Origin of the sequence: Streptococcus oralis subsp. dentisani, from assembly GCF_002096335.1 — a bacterium.
In the GTDB taxonomy this organism is placed as follows: domain Bacteria; phylum Bacillota; class Bacilli; order Lactobacillales; family Streptococcaceae; genus Streptococcus; species Streptococcus oralis_Z.
This window is the reverse complement of record NZ_NCUW01000026.1, coordinates 38251-60328: the sequence shown is the minus strand read 5'-3', so window position 1 is coordinate 60328 and position 22078 is coordinate 38251. Positions and strand designations below refer to the sequence as shown.

Sequence of the window (22078 nt, the reverse complement as noted above, 5' to 3'; positions counted from 1 at the left end):
GTTATTTTAGGGATAAATACGGGTGAAAATCGGAATTTTTTCTAGAAAAGAGTCTTAGTTGTATGAGAAAATTCAATAGCCATTCGATTCCGATTCGGCTTAATTTACTGTTTGCGATTGTTATCCTGTTGTTTATGGCCATTATTGGCCGATTGTTATATATGCAGGTACTGAATAAAGATTTCTATGAAACAAAATTGGCTTCAGTCAGCCAGACAAGGGTAACAACCAGTTCGGCTCGTGGACAAATTTACGATGCATCAGGAAAACCCTTGGTAGAAAACACAGTCAAGCAAGTTGTTTCTTTCACACGAAACAATAAAATGACGGCAGCAGAGTTAAAGGAGACGGCTAAAAAACTGCTGACATATGTGAATGTCACCTCCCCTGAACTCACAGACCGTCAGATTGCGGACTATTACTTGGCTGATCAGGACATTTACAAGAAAACAGTCGAGGCTCTGCCAAGTGACAAACGTCTGGATTCAGATGGAAATCGCTTATCAGAAGCGACCCTCTACAATAACGCGGTTGAAAGTATCAACGTGAGTCAGCTTAACTATACGGATGAGCAGAAAAAGGAAATCTATCTATTTAGTCAGCTCAATGCAGTTGGAAATTTCGCGACTGGAACTATTTCAACAGATGCCTTAGATGATACTCAAGTTGCTCTTGTGGCTTCTGCATCTAAGGAATTACCGGGTATTAGCATTTCAACCTCATGGGACCGAAAAGTACTGGACACTTCTCTATCGTCTATCGTCGGTAGCGTTTCCAGTGAAAAGTCAGGTCTTCCAGCAGAGGAAGTTGACGCTTATCTCAAGAAAGGATACTCTCTCAATGACCGAGTGGGAACTTCTTATCTTGAAAAGCAATATGAAGATGTCCTCCAAGGTAAACGCTCTGTCAAAGAAGTTCATCTCGACAAACACGGAAATATGGAAAGTGTGGAAAATGTCGAAGAAGGAAGCAAAGGAAACAATATCAAACTAACGATTGACCTAACTTTCCAGAATGGTGTAGATGACCTACTTAAGAGCTACTTTAACTCCGAGTTGAGTAATGGTGGCGCCAAATATTCTGAAGGAGTCTATGCAGTCGCTCTTAATCCTAAAACAGGTGCAGTTCTAGCCATGTCAGGTATCAAGCATGATGTTGAATCAGGTAAACTGAGCTCAGACTCTCTAGGAACAGTCACTAACGTCTTTGTGCCAGGGTCTGTTGTCAAGGCGGCAACCATTAGCTCTGGCTGGGAAAACGGGGTCTTGTCAGGCAATCAAACCTTACTTGACCAGCCCATAGTCTTTCAAGCTTCCTCTCCTATCAATTCATGGTACACCTTGTCCTACGGATCCTTTCCTATCACAGCAGTGGAAGCACTAGAGTACTCCTCTAATACCTACATGGTGCAAACAGCACTGGGAATCATGGGACAGACTTACCAACCCAATATGATGGTAGCAACGAGCCAATTAGAGATAGCAATGGGCAAATTGCGATCAACCTTTGGAGAATACGGACTAGGAGCTTCAACAGGGATTGACCTTCCAGATGAATCAACAGGTTTTATACCAAAAGAGTTTGATTTGGCCAACTATCTAAATAATGCTTTTGGTCAGTTTGATAACTACACACCGATGCAGTTAGCCCAGTATGTCGCAACAATCGCAAACAATGGTGTGCGTTTGGCTCCCCACATCGTTGAAGGGGTTTATGGCAACAATGATCAAGGTGGACTAGGAAGTCTGGTTCAGGAGACAGCCGCCAAGGAAATGAACAAGATCAATATATCAGAAGCAGATATGGCTATCTTGCAGCAAGGTTTCTATCAAGTTTCTCATGGAACGAGCGCTCTGACAACCGGTCGTGCATTCTCAAATGGTGCAGCCGTTTCCATAAGCGGGAAAACGGGGACGGCCGAAAGTTATGTTAATGGCGGTCAAAAGGCCAATAATACCAACGCAGTTGCTTATGCTCCGTCCGATAATCCTCAAATCGCGGTCGCAGTCGTCTTTCCTCATAACACCAATCTAACAAATGGTGTCGGACCTTCGATTGCACGCGACATTATCAACCTCTATAACCAACACCACCCAATGAATTAGAAAGGAATTTATGCTGTATCCAACGCCTATTGCTAAGTTGATTGATAGCTATTCAAAGCTTCCGGGTATCGGGATTAAAACGGCTACCCGCCTAGCCTTCTATACTATTGGAATGTCTGATGACGATGTCAATGAATTTGCTAAAAATCTCCTATCTGCCAAGCGGGAATTAACCTATTGTTCTATCTGTGGTCGCTTGACCGATGATGACCCCTGCTCTATCTGTACGGATCCGACTCGAGACCAGACGACCATCTTAGTGTTAGAAGATAGTCGCGATGTGGCTGCCATGGAAAATATCCAAGAATATCACGGACTCTATCATGTCTTGCATGGACTCATTTCTCCTATGAATGGCATCAGTCCAGATGATATCAATCTCAAGAGCCTCATGACCCGTCTCATGGATAGTGAGGTTTCAGAGGTGATCGTGGCGACCAATGCGACAGCAGATGGAGAAGCGACCTCTATGTATCTCTCTCGTCTCCTCAAGCCAGCTGGTATCAAGGTCACTCGTTTAGCACGAGGCCTAGCCGTGGGAGCAGATATCGAGTATGCGGACGAAGTCACACTCTTACGAGCCATTGAAAATCGGACAGAGTTGTAAGTTTGGACAAATTTACGAATTCAATTCATTTAGTAAAAAACCAAGGAGACCGAATTTGATGTTAACGGTCTCTTTTTATGTTTCTTGAATTCTAGTACCATGTTCAAGTTTCAAAAAAGACGTAAATATGATATACTAAAGAACGAGTATTCTATTAGAATTAGGACAAGCAATATGAAACAAACGATTATTCTTTTATACGGCGGGCGTAGTGCAGAGCGTGAAGTCTCTGTCCTTTCAGCTGAGAGTGTCATGCGTGCGGTCAACTACGATCGTTTCACAGTCAAGACTTTCTTTATCAGCCAGTCAGGTGATTTTATCAAAACGCAAGAATTTAGCCAGACTCCAGGTCAAGAGGATCGTCTTATGACCAATGCAACCGTTGATTGGGACAAGAAAATCGCACCAAGTGCCATCTACGAAGAAGGCGCTGTGGTCTTTCCAGTCCTTCATGGTCCGATGGGAGAAGATGGCTCTGTTCAAGGGTTTTTGGAAGTTTTGAAAATGCCATACGTTGGTTGTGATATCTTGTCATCAAGTCTTGCTATGGATAAAATCACTACTAAGCGTGTTTTGGAGTCTGCTGGGATTACCCAAGTTCCTTATGTGGCCATTGTCGAAGGGGATGATGTAACTTCTAAAATCGCTGAAGTTGAAGAAAAGTTGACTTATCCAGTCTTCACTAAACCATCAAACATGGGTTCCAGTGTCGGTATTTCTAAATCTGAAAACCAAGAGGAACTCCGTCAAGCTCTAGAACTTGCTTTCCGATATGACAGCCGTGTCTTGGTAGAACAAGGAGTGAATGCGCGTGAAATTGAGGTTGGTCTCTTGGGTAACTACGATGTCAAGAGCACGCTTCCTGGTGAAGTGGTCAAGGATGTTGCCTTCTATGACTATGATGCCAAGTATATCGACAACAAGATTACCATGGACATTCCAGCTAAAATCAGTGATGACGTGGTTGCTGTTATGCGTCAAAATGCTGAAACAGCCTTCCGTGCGATTGGTGGCCTCGGTCTCTCTCGTTGCGATTTCTTCTATACGGATAAGGGCGAGATTTTCCTAAACGAGCTCAATACCATGCCAGGTTTCACCCAGTGGTCTATGTATCCACTACTGTGGGACAATATGGGAATCAGCTACCCAGAACTAATCGAGCGTTTGGTTGATCTTGCTAAAGAAAGTTTTGACAAGCGCGAAGCGCATTTGCTATAAAAATGAAAGAGAGGGTAGGAGCCAGAACCATCACCGCAAGGTGACTAGAGTTCTCGGACTTCAACCCTTTTTAAAGGAGTAGAAATGAAATTAACAATCTATGAAGTGGCTCAAGTTGTCGGAGCTAAAAATGATATCAGCATTTTTGAGGATACCAAGTTAGAAAAGGCCGAGTTTGATAGTCGCTTAATTGCGACAGGGGATTTATTTGTGCCCCTCAAAGGGGCGCGTGATGGTCATGACTTTATCGAAACAGCCTTTGAAAATGGCGCTGCTGTAACCCTGTCTGAGAAAGAAATTGCAAACCATCCCTACATTCTAGTAGACGATGTCTTGACTGCCTTTCAAACCCTGGCTGCTTACTATCTTGAAAAAATGGGAGTTGATGTCTTTGCTGTTACAGGTTCAAACGGCAAGACAACGACCAAGGATATGCTGGCGCATTTACTGTCAACAACCTACAAAACCTACAAGACACAAGGAAACTACAATAATGAGATTGGTCTTCCCTATACAGTTCTCCATATGCCTGAAGGAACAGAAAAGTTGGTCTTGGAGATGGGGCAGGATCACTTGGGTGATATCCATCTTTTGTCTGAATTAGCTCACCCAAAGACAGCCATCGTGACCTTGGTTGGCGAAGCCCATTTGGCCTTTTTCAAAGACCGTTCTGAAATTGCTAAAGGAAAAATGCAAATTGCTGATGGCATGGCGTCTGGTTCCTTGCTTTTGGCACCAGCAGATCCGATTGTAGAGGACTACTTGCCTACTGATAAAAAGGTAGTTCGTTTTGGTCAAGGAGCAGAGTTGGAAATTACAGACTTAGTTGAGCGCAAGGACAGTCTGACCTTCAAGGCCAATTTTTTGGATCAAGCCCTTGATTTGCCAGTAACTGGTAAGTACAATGCCACCAATGCCATGATAGCTGCTTACGTGGCTCTCCAGGAAGGAGTTTCAGAGGAGCAGATCCGTCAGGCTTTCCAAGATCTTGAATTGACTCGTAACCGTACCGAGTGGAAGAAAGCTGCTAATGGAGCAGACATCCTGTCAGATGTATACAATGCCAATCCAACAGCGATGAAGTTGATTTTGGAGACTTTTTCGGCTATTCCAGCCAATGAAGGTGGCAAGAAAATTGCTGTACTAGCAGATATGAAAGAACTTGGTGACCAATCTGTTCAACTCCATAACCAGATGATTTTGAGCCTTTTCCCAGATGTACTGGATACCGTTATCTTCTATGGAGAAGACATCGCTGAATTGGCCCAACTTGCTAGTCAAATGTTTCCAATCGGTCACGTTTTCTACTTTAAGAAAACAGCTGACAAGGATCAATTTGAAGACCTAGTCAAGCAGGTTAAGGAAAGCCTCGGTGCCAATGACCAAATTTTGCTCAAAGGCTCTAACTCCATGAATCTAGCCAAGTTGGTAGAAAGTTTAGAAAATGAATGCAAGTGATTTTACCAAGTATCTGCAAAGAATGCTAGCCATTACGGATACTGGATTAACCTTTACAAAAGATCCTTTTGACCGCGAGCGCTACGAGGACTTGCGAAGCCTGTTATCTGAAATGTTGAATCAGGGATTAGACATAGATGCAGAAGAAGTGGCAGAAGTTATGAAACCGACTTCCACTTATTCAACTCCTCTAATGGATGTCCGTGCTTGGATTGTTGAGGATGAAAAAGTCTGTTTAGTTAGAGGAAAAGGAGAGGATAGTTGGGCCTTGCCAGGTGGATTTGGTGAAGTCGGATATTCTCCAACCGAAAATATTCTTAAGGAAATTGAAGAAGAAACCGGTTTTACAGCAAAAGTTGAAAGGTTACTTGCAGTTTTTGATACCAATCGTTTCCAACTACAGAGCAAACAATATGCAAAGTTTGTCTTTGAATGTAAGCTTCTTGATGGACAATTTCAAGAGAATCAAGAGATTTCTGAACTTCAATTTTTTGCCATTGACCAATTGCCAGTCTTATCTGAAAAACGCATCACCAAGGAGCAGATGGAGATTCTTTGGCAGGTTTATCAGGGACAAAGAGAGCAATATGTCGATTAGTTTGTGCTAGAGAAGTTGGCAAATCAAAAAAGGGTGTCTGTAAAGTGCATTTCTGCGGTACAAATGATATAATAGATTGCAAATTTAAGACGCAAGTATTCTATGCTTAGTATAGAATCAAGTTTTTTCAAAAAATTTAAAAGCTGGAGAAAGTGAATTTTTTACCGCCTCTAGCTAGATGAACGAGGAATAGAATATGAATTTGTGGGAACAATTATTTACCACACAGATATCAGAACCGCCCCAGTTTGAACTTCACTGGTACATTGGTTTGTTATGTTTATTGGCACTTACTTTCTATGCTTCTTATCGTTTTCGCGATAAAGTGGCTTACCAGCGTTTTATTCAGATTCTTCAGTCTGTTCAACTGATTGTTCTGTATAGCTGGTATTGGGGGAACCAAATGCCCCTGTCAGAAAGTTTGCCCTTTTATCATTGCCGTATCGCCATGTTTGTCATGCTCTTGATTCCAGGTACTTCCAAGTATAAGCAATACTTTGCCCTTCTAGGAACCTTTGGAGCAACTGCAGCTCTGGCTTACCCACTCTTTGACCCCTATCCGTTTCCGCACGTGACCATCCTGTCCTTTATCATCGGGCACGTGGCACTTTTGGGGAATGCGCTCCTATACTTGTTTAAGAATTATGAAGCTTCCCTGCTCAATTTGAAAAATGTGACAGTGATTACATTTTCTCTAAATGCCTTGATAGGTGTTGTTAACTTGGTTGTAGGTGGAGATTATGGATTTTTAACGAAACCACCACTAGTGGGGAATCATGGACTATTGGCGAATTACATCATCGTGTCCAGTGTGTTGGTAGCTGCTATCAGCTTGACTGCAAAAGTAGTGGAGATCTTTTTGCAACAAAGAGCAGAAAAAATGATTCAAGAGAAAGCTTAAGAAGGCCTTCTCTTTTTTAATCAACTACAGAGAATCACTCTCTTGTTAATAGCGAGGTCGAGAAGTGAATTCTAGGAAAATAGTAAAAAGGATTTTTACAAAAAACCTTGAGGAAATTTATGAAAAACTAAGCACGATTGGATTTTTTGTGTTATAATATTCTGTGAATAGCTATGCCCAAACATAGTTATTAAAATAGAAGTGAGAAACTTGGAAGACAGAGAGGACGCGATGTAATGACTAGAGATGGTTTTTTTACAGGTTTAGATATTGGAACTAGCTCCATCAAAGTACTAGTTGCTGAACTTAGAGATGGTGAAGTAAATGTAATTGGTGTTAGCAATGCCAAAAGTAAAGGAGTCAAAGACGGAATTATTGTTGATATTGAAGCTGCTGCTTCAGCAATTAAATCAGCAATTTCCCAAGCTGAAGAGAAAGCCGGTATTTCTATTAAGTCTGTTAATGTTGGGCTTCCAGCAAATCTCTTGCAGGTTGAACCAACACAAGGAATGATTCCTGTAACATCAGATACAAAAGAAATTACAGATCAAGACGTAGAGAATGTTGTCAAATCAGCTTTGACAAAGAGCATGACGCCTGATCGTGAGGTCATTACTTTTATTCCAGAAGAATTTATCGTAGATGGTTTCCAAGGTATTCGTGATCCTCGTGGAATGATGGGAGTCCGTTTGGAAATGCGTGGTTTGTTATACACAGGACCTCGCACCATTCTTCACAACCTTCGTAAAACGGTTGAACGTGTAGGAGTTCAGGTAGAAAATGTCATCATTTCTCCACTAGCAATTGTGAACTCAGTTCTCAATGAAGGTGAACGTGAATTTGGTGCGACAGTGATTGATATGGGTGGTGGGCAAACTACAGTAGCAACTATCCGCAATCAGGAATTACAATTTACGAATATCTACCAAGAAGGCGGAGATTATGTTACAAAAGATATCTCTAAGGTCTTAAAAACTTCACAACGGATTGCGGAAAGCCTCAAATTAAACTATGGTGAAGCTTATGTACCATTGGCAGGGAATGAGACTTTCCAAGTTGAAGTAATCGGTGAAGTCGAGCCTGTTGAGGTGACAGAAAGCTACCTAGCAGAAATTATTTCAGCACGCATTAAGCATATCTTCGATCAAATAAAACAAGAACTGGATAGACGCCATCTGTTGGAGTTGCCTGGTGGAATTGTTTTGATTGGTGGTAATGCCATCTTGCCAGGTATTGTTGAATTGGCCCAAGAAGTATTTGGGGTACGAGTGAAACTCTATGTGCCGAATCAAGTTGGTATTCGTAATCCTGCTTTTGCACATGTGATTAGCTTGTCTGAATTTGCAGGTAAATTGACAGAGGTAAATCGTCTTGCCCAAAAAGCAGTTAAAGGAGATGAATTCCTTCGCCAAAAACCAATTAGTTTTGGAATGCCTACTCAGAATGTGGCTCCGATTTCACAACCCACTCCTGCGCAACCGACTACAACAGTAGCTGAAAATGCTCAGGAAAGTACAGCTACTCCTAAAGATGAGTTCCAAGTTAATTCTCAAAATAAACCGAAATTGACAGAGCGTTTCCGTAGCTTAATCGGAAGCATGTTTGACGAATAAAAGAGGAAAAGAAATTATGACATTTTCATTTGATACAGCAGCTGCTCAAGGTGCAGTCATTAAAGTAATTGGTGTCGGTGGAGGTGGTGGTAACGCCATTAACCGTATGATCGACGAAGGTGTTGCAGGTGTTGAATTCATCGCAGCCAACACGGATGTACAAGCCCTTAGCAGTACGAAAGCAGAAACAGTTATCCAACTTGGTCCAAAATTGACTCGTGGTTTGGGTGCTGGAGGTCGTCCAGAAGTTGGACGTAAGGCTGCAGAAGAAAGCGAAGAAGCTTTGACTGAAGCAATCAGCGGTGCAGATATGGTTTTCATCACTGCTGGTATGGGTGGAGGATCTGGAACAGGTGCTGCCCCAGTGATTGCACGTATCGCTAAAGATCTTGGTGCTCTTACAGTAGGTGTTGTGACACGTCCTTTCGGATTTGAAGGAAGCAAACGTGGTCAGTACGCTGTAGAAGGAATCAACGAACTTCGCGAGCATGTTGATACTCTATTGATTATCTCAAACAACAACTTGCTAGAGATTGTTGACAAGAAAACACCACTTCTTGAAGCACTTAGTGAAGCAGATAACGTTCTTCGCCAAGGTGTTCAAGGAATTACAGACTTGATCACTAACCCGGGGTTGATCAACCTTGACTTTGCTGACGTAAAAACTGTCATGGCAAACAAAGGAAATGCCCTTATGGGTATTGGTATTGGAAGTGGAGAAGAGCGTGTCGTTGAGGCGGCTCGTAAAGCGATTTACTCACCACTTCTTGAAACAACCATTGACGGTGCTGAAGATGTCATCGTTAACGTTACGGGTGGTCTTGACTTGACATTGATCGAAGCAGAAGAAGCTTCAGAAATCGTCAACCAAGCAGCTGGTCAGGGAGTGAACATCTGGCTTGGGACATCAATCGATGAAAACATGAAAGATGAAATCCGTGTTACTGTTGTAGCAACAGGTGTTCGCCAAGAACGTGTAGAAAAAGTTGTTGGTTCTCCAGTTAAGCAAGCAGCTCGTAGAGAAGCTTCTAGAGCTCCGCATTCACACACATTTGATCGTCACTTTGACCTAGAAGATACAGCAGAATTACCAAAGCAAAGCCAACGACGCTTTGAAACAAGTCAATCTTCTGCTTTTGGTGATTGGGACTTGCGTCGTGAATCGATTGTTCGTCAAAGTGATTCAGTTGTATCTCCTGTAGAACGATTTGAAGCACCTGTTTCTCAAGACGAAGATGAGTTGGATACACCTCCATTTTTCAAAAATCGTTAAAAAATGAATTTAAAAAACAATACGGAATTAATTTTTCAGCAGATTGCGGAGGCTAGTCAAAAAGCAAATCGTGATTTGGATTCAGTTTCAGTGATTGCTGTAACAAAATATGTAGATGTAGAAACGGCGGAAGCATTGCTTCCGCTTGGTGTTCATCATATTGGTGAAAATCGTGTTGATAAATTTTTAGAAAAATATCAGGCTCTGAAAGATCGACCTGTTATCTGGCATTTGATCGGAACGCTCCAGAGACGTAAGGTGAAGGATGTCATCTCTTTTGTTGACTATTTCCATGCTCTAGATTCTCTAAAGCTTGCTCAGGAAATTCAAAAAAGAACGGATCATGTTATCAAATGTTTCCTACAGGTCAATATTTCTGGTGAGGAATCCAAACACGGTTTTTCCAAAGAAGCCTTGCTGGAGCAGTTGGCTGACTTAGCTCAGTTAGATCAAATTGAATATGTTGGTCTAATGACAATGGCTCCTTTCGAGGCAGATACTGATGAATTAAGAACGATTTTCAAAAAAACGCAAGAACTGCAAGCAGAAATTAGAGAAAAACAAATCCCCAACATGCCTATGACAGAGTTGAGTATGGGAATGAGTCGCGATTATGAAGAGGCGATTCAGTTCGGCTCGACTTTTGTTCGAATTGGTACAGCTTTTTTTAAATAGGAGAGACTCATGTCTTTAAAAGATAAATTTGATAAATTTATAGATTATTTTACAGAAGATGGAGAAGAAACAACACCTTACTATGAATCTCAACAAGAGGAAGTAGTTGCTTCACCAATTTCAACTTCCAAGGAATTGCCAGTACAACCCCAAGCAAGCACATCAAAAGATGCCAATATCACTCGCTTGCATGAACGCCAAAAGGAACTAGCCATGCAAAATCACCGTAAAGACGGAAAAGTAATCATTGATGTTCGTTATCCTAGAAAGTATGAGGATGCAACAGTCATTGTAGACTTATTGACTGGAAACGAAAGCATTTTGATTGATTTTCAGTATATGACAGAAGTTCAAGCACGTCGTTGCTTAGACTACCTTGACGGTGCCCGTCACGTTTTAGCTGGTAATATGAAAAAGGTTGCGAGTACGATGTATTTGTTGACACCTGTCAATGTCGTCGTAAATATCGAAGATATTAAATTACCAGATGATTCTCAAAATACTGAATTTGGTTTTGATATCAAGCGAAATAGAGCAAGATAATGATTTTTTTAATCCGCTTAATCCAGAATGCTGTGAATATCTATTCCTTCATTCTACTAGCTTTTGCTTTACTTTCTTGGTTTCCCAATGCCTACGATAGTTCCTTAGGTCGTTTAATCATTAGCCTTGTTCGTCCAGTTATTGAGCCACTTCGTAAATTAAATTTACAATTTGGTGGCCTCGATTTTACTGTATGGGTGGCTCTTGTTCTGATTCAATTTATAGGAACTATCCTAACACGGTTAGTATTTTTTCTATGACAGAAGACCGAGTTTTTTATCAGCATTTTTCACAGGACGATATTCCCTTTATTGATAAGGGGTTGGAGTGGATCAAGAGAGTGGAAGATACTTATGCTCCTTTTCTCACTCCCTTTATTAATCCGCATCAGGAGTGGATACTTCACGTTTTGACTGGAACATATAGTTTAAATTGTATGAGTAGTGGACAATTTGTCCAAACAGAATATGTTCGTGTCCTCTTGTATCCAGACTATTTTAAACCTGAGATAGCAGATTTTGAGATAGCCTTATTGACTATTTCTTATCCGAGTAAGTTTGAACAGTTGTCTCACGCAAAAATTTTGGGAACAATTATCAATAGACTGGGAATTGATCGTAAACTTTTTGGTGATATCTTGGTAGATGAAAAGAGAGCACAGATTTTTGTCAATCGTGACTTTATTCCCCTTTTTCAGGATGGGATAAAAAAGATTGGCAGACTTCCTGTATCGCTGGAGGAGAGTCCTCTCATCGATAGAATAAATTCTGAAATCAATTATAAAGAACAAGAGATTCTGATTTCAAGCTTTCGACTGGATGCCCTCTTATCAAGTGCTTTGAAATTATCTAGAAAGCAAGCTAGTCAGCTTATAGAAAAAAAATCTGTCCAGGTAAACTATCATCTGGTTGAAAAAAGTGACTACCAGGTTGCAGTTGGGGATTTGATCAGTGTGAGAAAGTTTGGTCGTCTAAAAATTGTCAAAGACAATGGACAGACAAAAAAAGACAAGATAAAATTAAGCATTCAATTATTATTAAGTAAGTGAGGAAAAGTATGCCAATTACATCGTTAGAAATTAAAGATAAAACCTTTGGTACAAAATTTAGAGGTTTAGATCCAGAAGAAGTTAATGAATTCCTTGATATTGTTGTACGTGATTATGAGGAGTTAGTTCGTAGCAATCATGATAAGGAAAGACAGATTAAAAGTTTAGAAGAACGCTTATCTTACTTTGATGAGATGAAAAATTCTTTGAGTCAATCTGTTTTGATTGCTCAAGATACAGCTGAAAGGGTAAAACAGGCAGCTCAGGAACGTTCAAATAATATTATTAAACAAGCTGAACAAGATGCAGAGCGTCTTTTAGATGAGGCTAAGTATAGAGCTAATGAAATTTTACGCCAAGCAGCAGATAATGCTAAAAAAGTAGCTGTAGAGACAGAAGAATTGAAAAACAAGAGTCGTGTCTTCCATCAACGTCTCAAATCAACAATTGAAAGTCAGTTGGCAATTGTTGAATCACCGGATTGGGAAGATATTTTGAAGCCTACGGCAACTTACCTTCAAACAAGTGATGAAGCTTTCAAAGAAGTTGTGAGCGAAGTTTTAGGCGAAAAGCTTCCTTCTCAACCTGAAGAAGACCCAATTGATGTGACACGTCAATTTTCTCCTGAGGAAATGGCGGAATTGCAGGCACGTATTGAAGCGAGCAGTAAAGAATTAGCTGGATTAGAGGAAGAACAAAAAGAAGATGTGGATGTTAGCACATCTTCTATAGAAGACTCTATAGAGGCAATTGTTGAAGCCAAGTCAAATTCTAAAGAAAAAAAATCAAAAAAAGAATCTATTTCGATTTTATAAGTTTAAAATGTGAGAACAAGATCGAACCAACTATATTTTCAGCGAGCGGGAGATGGTGTGAGTCCTGCAATCCCTAGTGGTTAGATTATCCTCTCTCTGTATCAAATCTGAAGAAAGTAAGATTTGACGTTTCCCACGTTACGGGAAAAGAGGAAAAGAGACTAGGTCTTTTTTCGAACAAAGGTGGTACCACGATTTTCGTCCTTTTTAGCGAGTCGTGGTTTTTATTTTGTCAATTTAAATTAAAGGAGTAACAATGAAACTTAAAGAAACTCTCAATCTAGGAAAAACAGACTTTCCTATGCGTGCTGGACTTCCTACTAAAGAGCCACTATGGCAAAAAGAGTGGGACGAAGCAAAACTTTACCAACGTCGTCAAGAATTGAACCAAGGGAAACCACATTTCACCTTGCATGATGGACCTCCATATGCAAATGGAAATATCCATGTTGGACATGCCATGAACAAGATTTCCAAAGATATTATTGTTCGTTCTAAGTCTATGTCAGGTTTTTATGCGCCTTATATTCCAGGTTGGGATACACATGGTCTGCCAATCGAACAAGTTTTGGCGAAACAAGGTGTCAAACGCAAAGAAATGGACTTGGTTGAGTACTTGAAACTTTGCCGTGACTATGCTCTTTCTCAAGTAGATAAGCAACGGGAAGACTTTAAACGTTTAGGTGTTTCTGGTGACTGGGAAAATCCTTATGTGACCTTGACTCCAGACTATGAAGCGGCTCAAATCCGTGTCTTTGGTGAAATGGCTAAGAAAGGCTATATCTACCGTGGTGCCAAGCCAGTTTACTGGTCATGGTCATCTGAGTCAGCCCTTGCAGAAGCGGAAATTGAATATCATGACTTACTTTCAACTTCCCTTTACTATGCTAACCGCGTCAAAGACGGAAAAGGTGTGCTAGATACAGATACCTACATCGTTGTTTGGACAACAACTCCATTCACCATCACTGCTTCTCGTGGTTTGACAGTTGGAGCGGATATTGATTATGTATTGGTACAACCTGCTGGTGAAGCTCGTAAGTTTGTAGTTGCTGCAGAATTGTTGACTAGTTTGTCTGAGAAATTTGGCTGGGCTGATGTTCAAGTCTTGGCGACTTACCGTGGACAAGAATTGAACCACATTGTGACAAAGCACCCGTGGGATACAGCTATAGATGAGCTGGTAATCCTTGGTGACCACGTTACGACTGACTCAGGTACTGGTATCGTCCATACAGCCCCTGGTTTTGGTGAGGACGACTACAATGTCGGTGTTGCCAACGGTCTTGAAGTTGCTGTAACGGTTGATGAACGCGGGATCATGATGGAAAATGCTGGTCCTGATTTTGCGGGTCAATTCTATGACAAGGTAGTTCCAACTGTTATCGAAAAACTTGGTAATCTTCTCCTTGCTCAAGAAGAAATCTCTCACTCATATCCATTTGACTGGCGTACCAAGAAACCAATCATCTGGCGTGCAGTGCCACAATGGTTTGCTTCTGTATCAAAATTCCGCCAAGAAATCTTGGATGAAATTGAAAAAGTGAAGTTCCATTCAGAATGGGGTAAAGTGCGTCTTTACAACATGATCCGTGACCGTGGTGACTGGGTTATCTCTCGTCAACGTGCTTGGGGAGTTCCTCTTCCTATCTTCTACGCTGAAGACGGAACACCAATTATGACAGCTGAAACTATCGAGCATGTGGCTCAACTCTTTGAAGAGCACGGTTCTATTGTATGGTGGGAACGTAATGCTAAAGACCTCTTGCCAGAAGGATTTACCCATCCAGGTTCACCAAATGGCGAATTCAAGAAAGAAACAGATATCATGGACGTATGGTTCGACTCCGGTTCTTCATGGAATGGAGTTGTAGTAAACCGTCCAGAACTCAAATATCCAGCTGACCTCTATCTGGAAGGTTCTGACCAGTACCGTGGTTGGTTCAACTCATCTCTTATCACATCTGTTGCCAACCATGGCGTGGCTCCTTACAAACAAATCTTGTCACAAGGTTTTGCCCTTGACGGTAAAGGTGAGAAGATGTCTAAATCTCTTGGAAATACGATTGCGCCAAGCGATGTTGAAAAACAATTTGGTGCGGAAATCTTGCGTCTCTGGGTAACCAGTGTAGACTCAAGCAACGACGTGCGTATCTCTATGGACATCTTGAGCCAAGTCTCTGAAACTTACCGTAAGATCCGTAACACTCTTCGTTTCTTGATTGCTAACACATCTGACTTTAACCCAGCTGAGGATGCAGTCGCTTACGAAGAACTTCGTTCTGTTGATAAGTACATGACTATTCGCTTTAACCAGCTTGTTAAGACGATTCGTGACGCTTATGCTAACTTTGAATTCTTGACAATCTACAAGGCATTGGTGAACTTTATCAACGTTGACTTGTCAGCCTTCTACCTTGATTTTGCCAAAGATGTTGTCTATATCGAGGGTGCTAAATCACTGGAACGTCGTCAAATGCAGACTGTTTTTTATGACATCCTTGTGAAAATCACGAAACTCTTGACACCAATCCTTCCTCACACAGCGGAAGAAATCTGGTCATATCTTGAGTTTGAAGCTGAAGACTTCGTTCAATTGTCAGAATTACCAGAAGCGGAAACTTTTACGAACCAAGAAGAAATCTTGGATACATGGGCTGCCTTCATGGACTTCCGTGGACAAGCTCAAAAAGCCTTAGAAGAAGCTCGTAATGCAAAAGTAATCGGTAAATCACTTGAAGCACACTTGACAGTTTATCCAAATGAAGTGGTGAAAACTCTGCTCGAAGCAGTAAACAGCAATGTAGCCCAACTTTTGATCGTGTCAGAATTAACCATCGCAGAAGGTGCAGCTCCAGAGAGTGCAGTTAGCTTTGAGGATGTTGCCTTTACAGTTGAACGTGCAGCAGGTGAAGTATGTGACCGTTGCCGTCGTATCGATCCAACAACGGCAGAACGCAGTTACCACGCAGTTATCTGTGACCACTGTGCAAGCATCGTAGAAGAAAACTTTGCGGATGCAGTTGCCGAAGGATTTGAAGCGAAATAATTTACCAAAAATACAGGAGGTTCTCCTGTATTTTTTTAAAAAATAAAAAACTTTGGTAAAAATATGGTATAATATACCTTATTAACATAAAAGGAGATATTTATGAAGACAAAAACACTAGCGCAAGTAGATGGCTTTATTGGTGTTATTGCAGGAGCTTTTTTAGCTTTATCACCTATTTTTATGCTTGTTCTTATAACTATTTCTCGAGATGAAGATGTTGTAGGATTTGTATTAGGCGTTATTTTCATTGTGTTTTCTTTAGTGAAAATTGCAACCCTTATTCTTGGAATCCTCTCGCTTGTCTATTATAAGGACGATAATCGTATTTCATTAGCGCCATCCATTCTATTTATTGTTGGATCTGTAGTTGGCTTGATTCCTTTGCTTGGATGGATTGGTGGAATCGTCCTTGTCATCGGAGGAGCTTTGTACCTGTCAAGTTTGAAACAGTTCAAAATTGAAGGATAAGAGATATTTTAGGAGGAAGAGTCAGAGAGCCCTTCTCTTTTTCGTTGATTTTAACTAGCTTTTTTGTGAAAAATTGTGTAAAATAGAATAGATAAACGAGGGCAACCTCGAAAAATTAAAGGAGAATCCATCTAATGGTAAAATTGGTTTTTGCTCGCCACGGTGAGTCTGAATGGAACAAAGCTAACCTTTTCACTGGTTGGGCTGATGTTGATTTGTCTGAAAAAGGTACACAACAAGCGATTGACGCTGGTAAATTGATCAAAGAAGCTGGTATCGAATTTGACCAAGCTTACACTTCAGTATTGAAACGTGCGATCAAAACAACAAATTTGGCTCTTGAAGCTGCTGACCAATTGTGGGTTCCAGTTGAAAAATCATGGCGCTTGAACGAACGTCACTACGGTGGTTTGACTGGTAAAAACAAAGCTGAAGCTGCTGAACAATTTGGTGATGAGCAAGTTCACATCTGGCGTCGTTCATACGATGTATTGCCTCCTGCAATGCCTCGTGATGATGAATACTCAGCTCATACTGACCGTCGTTACGCTTCACTTGACGACTCAGTCATTCCAGATGCTGAAAACTTGAAAGTGACTTTGGAACGTGCCCTTCCATTCTGGGAAGACAAAATCGCTCCAGCACTTAAAGATGGTAAAAACGTATTCGTAGGAGCTCACGGTAACTCAATCCGTGCCCTCGTAAAACACATCAAACGATTGTCAGATGACGAAATCATGGACGTGGAAATCCCTAACTTCCCACCATTGGTATTCGAATTTGATGAAAAATTGAACGTAGTTGCTGAATACTACCTTGGAAAATAATTATAAAAGATAAAAGGCGGGATTTATTCCGCCTTTTTTTGAGAAGTGATTCTTGGTTCGTCTCACTTTGTAAGGTGAGATGAACCGAGGAGATAATTAGTTTAGAATTTCGATATACTCCAGTCCCCAACTTTCAATGGCATCTAGGACACCTTGAAATTTTCTACCCATTTCAGTTAGACTGTATTCGACCCGTGGGGGAACTTCAGCATAGACTTTACGCTCCACGATTTTATCCTTTTCGAGCTGTCTGAGGTGTCGTGTTAGAATGGTTTGGGTAATGCCAGGAATCAGCCGTTGTAGTTCATTAAACCGCTTAGTTCCCGTACTGAGTTGATAGATGATGACTAGAGCCCATTTGCCTGTTAGTACACGCTGTGTCGTGGCAAAAGGACAAATTCCGTATTCACTGACTTTGGTTACCATAATTCCTCCAAATTTTTTAAAATTATTCTCTTATTTGACAATAATAGTATCGTATTTGATACTAGATAACAATAAAGTGCCTACTTGTCTTTTTTTTAGTAAGTGATAAAATTATATCATAAATAAAAGAAACGAGGAGTAACTCATGTCAGTAAATTTAGAAATTTTTAATGCATATAACAATGGTCTTATAACAGGTGATTTTCCAGCTGTTTTTGAGACTATGGCAGATGATATCATCTGGCACCAGCCAGGTCAGCATAGTAATTCCGGTACAGTTGTTGGAAAAGAAGCACTTGGAGCACACTTGGCTCAATTTTCAGAAAAAACAAACGGTACCTTCAAAGTATTGACTAACTGGGTGTCTGAAAATATTGACCTTGTAGCAGCCAATGTGACCTTTGTCGGAACTCGCCCAGACGGCGAGGAACTCAACATGAACGGTATTGATCTTTTCCGCATGGAAGAAGGAAAAATCAAGGAAGTTTGGCTCTTTTCATCAGATCAAGCAGTAGAAGATGCTTTCTGGGGTTAGACAGTAAATTAATCTAGAATCTGAAATTTGATTTATGGATCGTGATGATGAGCACTCAGCTCACACTGACCGTCGTTACGCTTCACTTGACGACTCAGTTATCCCAGATGCTGAAAACTTGAAAGTGACTTTGGAACGTGCCCTTCCATTCTGGGAAGACAAAATCGCTCCAGCACTTAAAGATGGTAAAAACGTATTCGTAGGAGCTCACGGTAACTCAATCCGTGCCCTTGTAAAACACATCAAACGCTTGTCAGACGACGAAATTATGGACGTGGAAATCCCTAACTTCCCACCATTGGTATTCGAATTCGATGAAAAATTGAACGTAGTTTCTGAATACTACCTTGGAAAATAATCAATAAACAGAAGCCTAGGATTACTAGGCTTTTTTGTTTTTGCTTCTAGTTTCCAACTAGTTGAAAAAGCGTTATAATGATAGTAAAGAATCACTTAATTGTAAGAAAGAGAGAAAGACGATGGCTTATATTGAAATGAAACACAGCTACAAGCGTTACCAGGTTGGAGATACGGAGATTGTGGCTAATCGTGATGTGAATTTTGAAATTGAAAAGGGGGAGTTGGTCATTATCCTTGGTGCTTCAGGTGCTGGAAAATCAACCATTCTCAATCTCCTAGGAGGTATGGATACCAATGATGAGGGGGAGATTTGGATCGATGGTGCGAATATCTCTAACTATAGTTCCCACCAACGAACAAACTATCGTCGAGATGATGTGGGCTTTGTTTTTCAGTTTTACAATCTAGTCTCCAATCTGACAGCCAAGGAAAATGTGGAACTGGCCTCAGAAATCGTGACAGGTGCCTTAGAACCTGAGCAGGTCTTGACTGATGTAGGTTTGGCTCATCGCCTCAATAACTTTCCAGCCCAGCTTTCTGGAGGGGAGCAACAGCGAGTCTCCATTGCACGCGCTGTAGCTAAGAATCCTAAAATTCTCCTTTGTGATGAACCGACAGGTGCCTTGGATTACCAGACAGGGAAGCAAGTCTTGAAAATTCTCCAAGACATGTCTCGTCAAAAAGGAACGACGGTGATTATCGTGACCCACAATGGCGCGCTAGCCCCTATTGCAGATCGCGTGATTCATATGCGTGATGCCACGGTTAAGAGTGTGACGATTAATGAGCATCCGCAGGATATCGATATATTGGAGTATTAGCATGAAAAAAACATATCGGAAAGACCTATTTCAGTCAGTGACGACTTCAAAGGGACGCTTTGTTTCTATCTTGACCTTGATGATGCTGGGTTCTTTAGCCCTAGTAGGACTCAAAGTGACTAGCCCAAACATGGAACGCACGGCAGGGGATTATCTCCGTAAAGCCAATACCCTGGATATGGCCGTAATAGCTGATTATGGCTTGGACAAAGAAGATCAGGACGAACTAAAGACCCTTCAAGGAGCAAGTGTTGAGTTTGGCTATATGGCAGACCTAACCATTGAAAATGGTGAGGAAGCAGTTCGACTTTATTCCAAACCAGAGAGCATTTCAACCTTTCAAGTGACAGAAGGGCGACTGCCAGAAGCTGATGAGGAAATTGCCCTAGCCGACTTCTGGAAAGACCGCTATCAGATTGGGCAGATCATTACCTTTACTAAGAAAGAAGAAAAGTCCATCGTAAAATCCCAAACTTTTACAATTACTGGATTTGTTCAGTCGGGTGAGATGCTTTCTCAAGAAGACTTGGGAGGGGCTAGTAGTGGAAATGGCAACCTGACTGGCTATGGAGTAATTTTACCCAGTCAGTTTGACTCAGATGTTTATAGTATTGCGCGTGTGCGCTATGACGATTTAAAAAATCTGGATACTTTTTCATTAGACTATAAGACCAAACGAGCCCAACATCAGGAAGAGTTGCAAGATTTGCTAGCAGATAATGGTCAAAAAAGATTGGCAGGTATCAAAGCAAATGGGCAAAAGAGTTTGGAAGAGGGGACAGAACAGCTCCAAACTGCTGAAAGCAACCTTCAAAATGGCAAGAGTCAGTTAGAGCGGGCTGAAAGTCGCTTGAAAACCCAAGAAGAACAAGCGACCGCTTTACCAGAACCGCAAAAGAGTCAAATCGAGGGACAGCTGATAAAAGCAAAGGAAGAACTGGCGACTCAAAAAGAAAAACTGGCTCAGACAGAGAGTAATCTAGCCAAGGAAAAAGAGAAGCTTGAACAGCGTCAGAAAGAGCTTGATGAACTGGCAGAGCCGAAATACCATGTATACAACCGCCAAACTATGCCAGGTGGTCAAGGCTATCTCATGTACAGTAATGCTTCAGCAAGCATTCGTTCTGTCGGGAATATCTTCCCCGTTGTGCTTTATATGGTCGCTGCAATGGTGACCTTTACAACGATGACTCGCTTTGTGGATGAAGAACGTACCAATGCCGGTATTTTCAAGGCCCTAGGTTACCGGAATCAAGATATAATTGCCAAGTTTGTCCTCTATGGTTTTCTTGCAGGAACTATGGGAACCCTTATAGGAATGCTTCTTGGACATTATCTCCTTGCAGGCGTGATTTCGGATGTTATAACAGCAGGAATGGTCGTTGGGAAAAGCCAGGAGTATTTTTACTGGTCTTATAGCCTCCTTGCCCTAGCCTTGAGTTGGGTATCCAGTGTCTTGCCAGCTTATCTGGTGGCGCGAAGGGAACTACACGATGAAGCAGCCCAACTCTTGCTTCCCAAACCTCCCGTTAAGGGATCAAAGATTTTGCTGGAGCGCCTGAGCTTTATTTGGAGTCGTTTGAGTTTTACTCATAAGGTTACGGCGCGAAATATTTTCCGATATAAGCAACGAATGTTGATGACCATTTTTGGAGTTGCAGGTTCGGTGGCTCTCTTATTTGCAGGTCTTGGCATTCAGTCTTCTGTAGGAGGAGTTGTTGAGCGTCAATTTGAACAAATCCAGCAATACCAGATGATTGTAGCGGAAAAGAGCAGTGCGACGGAGCAAGAAAAAGCAGATCTGGAAAGTGCCTTGCAGGCTGAATCTATCCATGCTTACCAAAAGATTTATTCTAAATCCATTGAAAAAGATTTTAAAGGAAAAGCAGGACTTCAAACCATCACCATGATGGTTACTAGTGGAGAGGACTTCAAGCCCTTTATCGCATTAGAGGAAAATGGCCAAGAGGTGGAGATTACTGCTGGAGCGGTCGTGAGTCAAAAACTAGCTCAACTAGCAAATGTTAAGGTTGGGGACGAGCTGGAGCTTGATGGGAAGGAAATCAAGGTCGCGGCTATTTCTGAAAACTATGTTGGACACTTTGTTTATCTCAACCGAGCGACATACGAACAAGTCTACGGTACCCGTCCTCAAGACAATACCTACCTAGTAAAATTAAAAGATCTAACACCTTCCAATACGGAGCAAGAAGCTGCTATCTTTATGGAAAAAGCAGCTGTTTCTGGGGTCGTCCAAAATGCAACGGCCATCCATCTCTTTGAATCCGTGGCTAGTTCGCTCAATAAAACCATGGCCATCCTTGTCCTTGTTTCCGTTTTACTAGCCATTGTCATTCTTTACAATCTCACCAATATTAATGTGGCAGAACGTATCCGTGAACTTTCCACTATCAAGGTTCTCGGTTTCCATAATAAAGAAGTGACCCTCTATATCTACCGTGAGCCTATGGTGCTGTCCCTTGTGGGAATTGCTCTCGGTTTGGTAGCTGGCCACTATTTACATCAATTTTTGATTCAAATGATTTCACCAGCCACCATACTTTTTTATCCACAAGTTAGCTGGGAAGTCTATGCTCTTCCAATCGTAGCAGTGACTGTGATTTTGGCTTTACTGGGCGTCTTTGTCAATCACCACTTAAGAAAAGTGGATATGCTCGAAGCCCTGAAATCAGTAGAGTAATTCACGGTTTTAAACAGTAAATCAGTTGACAAAG

20 protein-coding genes and 1 pseudogene are annotated in these 22078 nt (G+C 41.4%); 20 read left to right on the top strand and 1 reads right to left on the bottom strand.

The window, feature by feature from the left end; genetic code table 11:
- The first annotated feature begins 62 nt into the window (after nt 1-62).
- From pbp2b to B7709_RS01780, 16 genes are all read left to right on the top strand, one after another.
- Nucleotides 63-2105 carry a penicillin-binding protein PBP2B gene (gene pbp2b, locus B7709_RS01855; protein ID WP_084971198.1) on the top strand — a complete coding sequence of 681 codons (2043 nt, stop codon included), beginning with the start codon at nt 63-65 and terminating at the stop codon, nt 2103-2105.
- A gap of 10 nt (nt 2106-2115) precedes the next feature.
- The gene (gene recR, locus B7709_RS01850; RefSeq protein ID WP_000966754.1) at nt 2116-2712 is read left to right on the top strand and encodes a recombination mediator RecR; all 597 of its coding nucleotides are present in this window, start codon (nt 2116-2118) and stop codon (nt 2710-2712) included.
- 174 nt (nt 2713-2886) lie between these two features.
- Nucleotides 2887-3930: a D-alanine--D-alanine ligase gene (locus B7709_RS01845; protein ID WP_038805555.1), complete on the top strand. Its 1044-nt coding sequence runs from the start codon at nt 2887-2889 to the stop codon at nt 3928-3930.
- 84 nt (nt 3931-4014) lie between these two features.
- Nucleotides 4015-5388 (top strand): UDP-N-acetylmuramoyl-tripeptide--D-alanyl-D-alanine ligase, encoded by a 1374-nt coding sequence (locus tag B7709_RS01840; protein WP_084971196.1) that lies wholly within the window; start codon nt 4015-4017, stop codon nt 5386-5388.
- Nucleotides 5375-5986 carry an NUDIX hydrolase N-terminal domain-containing protein gene (locus B7709_RS01835; RefSeq protein ID WP_084971194.1) on the top strand — a complete coding sequence of 204 codons (612 nt, stop codon included), beginning with the start codon at nt 5375-5377 and terminating at the stop codon, nt 5984-5986. Before B7709_RS01840 ends, B7709_RS01835 begins: the two co-directional genes overlap by 14 nt.
- 196 nt (nt 5987-6182) lie before the next feature.
- Nucleotides 6183-6887 (top strand): YwaF family protein, encoded by a 705-nt coding sequence (locus tag B7709_RS01830; RefSeq protein ID WP_084971192.1) that lies wholly within the window; start codon nt 6183-6185, stop codon nt 6885-6887.
- A gap of 236 nt (nt 6888-7123) precedes the next feature.
- Nucleotides 7124-8500, top strand: coding sequence for a cell division protein FtsA (ftsA, locus tag B7709_RS01825; protein WP_084971190.1), 1377 nt, complete (start codon nt 7124-7126; stop codon nt 8498-8500).
- 16 nt (nt 8501-8516) lie between these two features.
- Nucleotides 8517-9773, top strand: a complete 1257-nt coding sequence (gene ftsZ, locus B7709_RS01820; protein ID WP_084971188.1) for a cell division protein FtsZ — start codon at nt 8517-8519, stop codon at nt 9771-9773.
- A 3-nt stretch (nt 9774-9776) separates the two neighbouring features.
- A complete protein-coding gene (locus tag B7709_RS01815) occupies nt 9777-10448 on the top strand; it encodes a YggS family pyridoxal phosphate-dependent enzyme (protein WP_084971186.1) in 672 nt (223 codons plus the stop codon).
- Nucleotides 10449-10457: 9 nt separating this feature from the next.
- Nucleotides 10458-10991: a cell division protein SepF gene (locus tag B7709_RS01810; protein ID WP_084971184.1), complete on the top strand. Its 534-nt coding sequence runs from the start codon at nt 10458-10460 to the stop codon at nt 10989-10991.
- On the top strand, nt 10991-11251 hold the full coding sequence (locus tag B7709_RS01805; RefSeq protein ID WP_061454380.1) for a YggT family protein: 261 nt from the start codon (nt 10991-10993) through the stop codon (nt 11249-11251). Before B7709_RS01810 ends, B7709_RS01805 begins: the two co-directional genes overlap by 1 nt.
- Nucleotides 11248-12039 carry a YlmH family RNA-binding protein gene (locus B7709_RS01800; protein WP_084971182.1) on the top strand — a complete coding sequence of 264 codons (792 nt, stop codon included), beginning with the start codon at nt 11248-11250 and terminating at the stop codon, nt 12037-12039. Before B7709_RS01805 ends, B7709_RS01800 begins: the two co-directional genes overlap by 4 nt.
- 8 nt (nt 12040-12047) lie before the next feature.
- Nucleotides 12048-12854 carry a DivIVA domain-containing protein gene (locus B7709_RS01795; protein ID WP_084971180.1) on the top strand — a complete coding sequence of 269 codons (807 nt, stop codon included), beginning with the start codon at nt 12048-12050 and terminating at the stop codon, nt 12852-12854.
- 256 nt (nt 12855-13110) lie between these two features.
- On the top strand, nt 13111-15903 hold the full coding sequence (gene ileS / locus B7709_RS01790) for an isoleucine--tRNA ligase (protein WP_084971178.1): 2793 nt from the start codon (nt 13111-13113) through the stop codon (nt 15901-15903).
- A 102-nt stretch (nt 15904-16005) separates the two neighbouring features.
- Entirely contained in the window at nt 16006-16374 is a 369-nt protein-coding gene (locus B7709_RS01785) for a hypothetical protein (RefSeq protein ID WP_061417181.1), read from the top strand.
- Between the two features lie 134 nt (nt 16375-16508).
- A complete protein-coding gene (locus B7709_RS01780; protein WP_084971175.1) occupies nt 16509-17201 on the top strand; it encodes a phosphoglycerate mutase in 693 nt (230 codons plus the stop codon).
- Nucleotides 17202-17297: 96 nt separating this feature from the next.
- Here B7709_RS01780 and B7709_RS01775 read toward each other — a convergent pair whose 3' ends face one another.
- Entirely contained in the window at nt 17298-17627 is a 330-nt protein-coding gene (locus tag B7709_RS01775; RefSeq protein ID WP_061417179.1) for a winged helix-turn-helix transcriptional regulator, read from the bottom strand.
- 145 nt (nt 17628-17772) lie between these two features.
- Between B7709_RS01775 and B7709_RS01770 the strand changes: the two genes are divergently transcribed.
- The 4 genes and pseudogenes from B7709_RS01770 to B7709_RS01755 all read left to right on the top strand — a co-directional run bounded on the left by B7709_RS01770 (nt 17773) and on the right by B7709_RS01755 (nt 22044).
- Nucleotides 17773-18162, top strand: a complete 390-nt coding sequence (locus tag B7709_RS01770; protein WP_084971173.1) for a nuclear transport factor 2 family protein — start codon at nt 17773-17775, stop codon at nt 18160-18162.
- 34 nt (nt 18163-18196) lie between these two features.
- A pseudogene (locus tag B7709_RS01765) lies at nt 18197-18520 on the top strand (2,3-bisphosphoglycerate-dependent phosphoglycerate mutase); the annotation flags it as partial.
- A 121-nt stretch (nt 18521-18641) separates the two neighbouring features.
- On the top strand, nt 18642-19343 hold the full coding sequence (locus B7709_RS01760; RefSeq protein WP_084971171.1) for an ABC transporter ATP-binding protein: 702 nt from the start codon (nt 18642-18644) through the stop codon (nt 19341-19343).
- Complete coding sequence (locus B7709_RS01755) at nt 19339-22044, top strand: ABC transporter permease (protein WP_164497052.1); 2706 nt, start codon at nt 19339-19341, stop codon at nt 22042-22044. Before B7709_RS01760 ends, B7709_RS01755 begins: the two co-directional genes overlap by 5 nt.
- Nucleotides 22045-22078: the final 34 nt, after the last annotated feature.

Coding starts and splice junctions, on each gene's coding strand:
- B7709_RS01840 (WP_084971196.1), top strand. CDS start 4,015: ATGAAATTAACAATCTATGAAGTGGCTCAAGTTGTCGGAGCTAAAAAT.
- B7709_RS01830 (WP_084971192.1), top strand. CDS start 6,183: ATGAATTTGTGGGAACAATTATTTACCACACAGATATCAGAACCGCCC.
- B7709_RS01800 (WP_084971182.1), top strand. CDS start 11,248: ATGACAGAAGACCGAGTTTTTTATCAGCATTTTTCACAGGACGATATT.
- ftsA (WP_084971190.1), top strand. CDS start 7,124: ATGACTAGAGATGGTTTTTTTACAGGTTTAGATATTGGAACTAGCTCC.
- B7709_RS01775 (WP_061417179.1), bottom strand. CDS start 17,627: ATGGTAACCAAAGTCAGTGAATACGGAATTTGTCCTTTTGCCACGACA.
- B7709_RS01760 (WP_084971171.1), top strand. CDS start 18,642: ATGGCTTATATTGAAATGAAACACAGCTACAAGCGTTACCAGGTTGGA.
- B7709_RS01770 (WP_084971173.1), top strand. CDS start 17,773: ATGTCAGTAAATTTAGAAATTTTTAATGCATATAACAATGGTCTTATA.
- B7709_RS01815 (WP_084971186.1), top strand. CDS start 9,777: ATGAATTTAAAAAACAATACGGAATTAATTTTTCAGCAGATTGCGGAG.
- B7709_RS01845 (WP_038805555.1), top strand. CDS start 2,887: ATGAAACAAACGATTATTCTTTTATACGGCGGGCGTAGTGCAGAGCGT.
- B7709_RS01805 (WP_061454380.1), top strand. CDS start 10,991: ATGATTTTTTTAATCCGCTTAATCCAGAATGCTGTGAATATCTATTCC.
- pbp2b (WP_084971198.1), top strand. CDS start 63: ATGAGAAAATTCAATAGCCATTCGATTCCGATTCGGCTTAATTTACTG.
- B7709_RS01795 (WP_084971180.1), top strand. CDS start 12,048: ATGCCAATTACATCGTTAGAAATTAAAGATAAAACCTTTGGTACAAAA.
- B7709_RS01780 (WP_084971175.1), top strand. CDS start 16,509: ATGGTAAAATTGGTTTTTGCTCGCCACGGTGAGTCTGAATGGAACAAA.
- recR (WP_000966754.1), top strand. CDS start 2,116: ATGCTGTATCCAACGCCTATTGCTAAGTTGATTGATAGCTATTCAAAG.
- B7709_RS01785 (WP_061417181.1), top strand. CDS start 16,006: ATGAAGACAAAAACACTAGCGCAAGTAGATGGCTTTATTGGTGTTATT.
- B7709_RS01810 (WP_084971184.1), top strand. CDS start 10,458: ATGTCTTTAAAAGATAAATTTGATAAATTTATAGATTATTTTACAGAA.
- B7709_RS01835 (WP_084971194.1), top strand. CDS start 5,375: ATGAATGCAAGTGATTTTACCAAGTATCTGCAAAGAATGCTAGCCATT.
- ftsZ (WP_084971188.1), top strand. CDS start 8,517: ATGACATTTTCATTTGATACAGCAGCTGCTCAAGGTGCAGTCATTAAA.
- ileS (WP_084971178.1), top strand. CDS start 13,111: ATGAAACTTAAAGAAACTCTCAATCTAGGAAAAACAGACTTTCCTATG.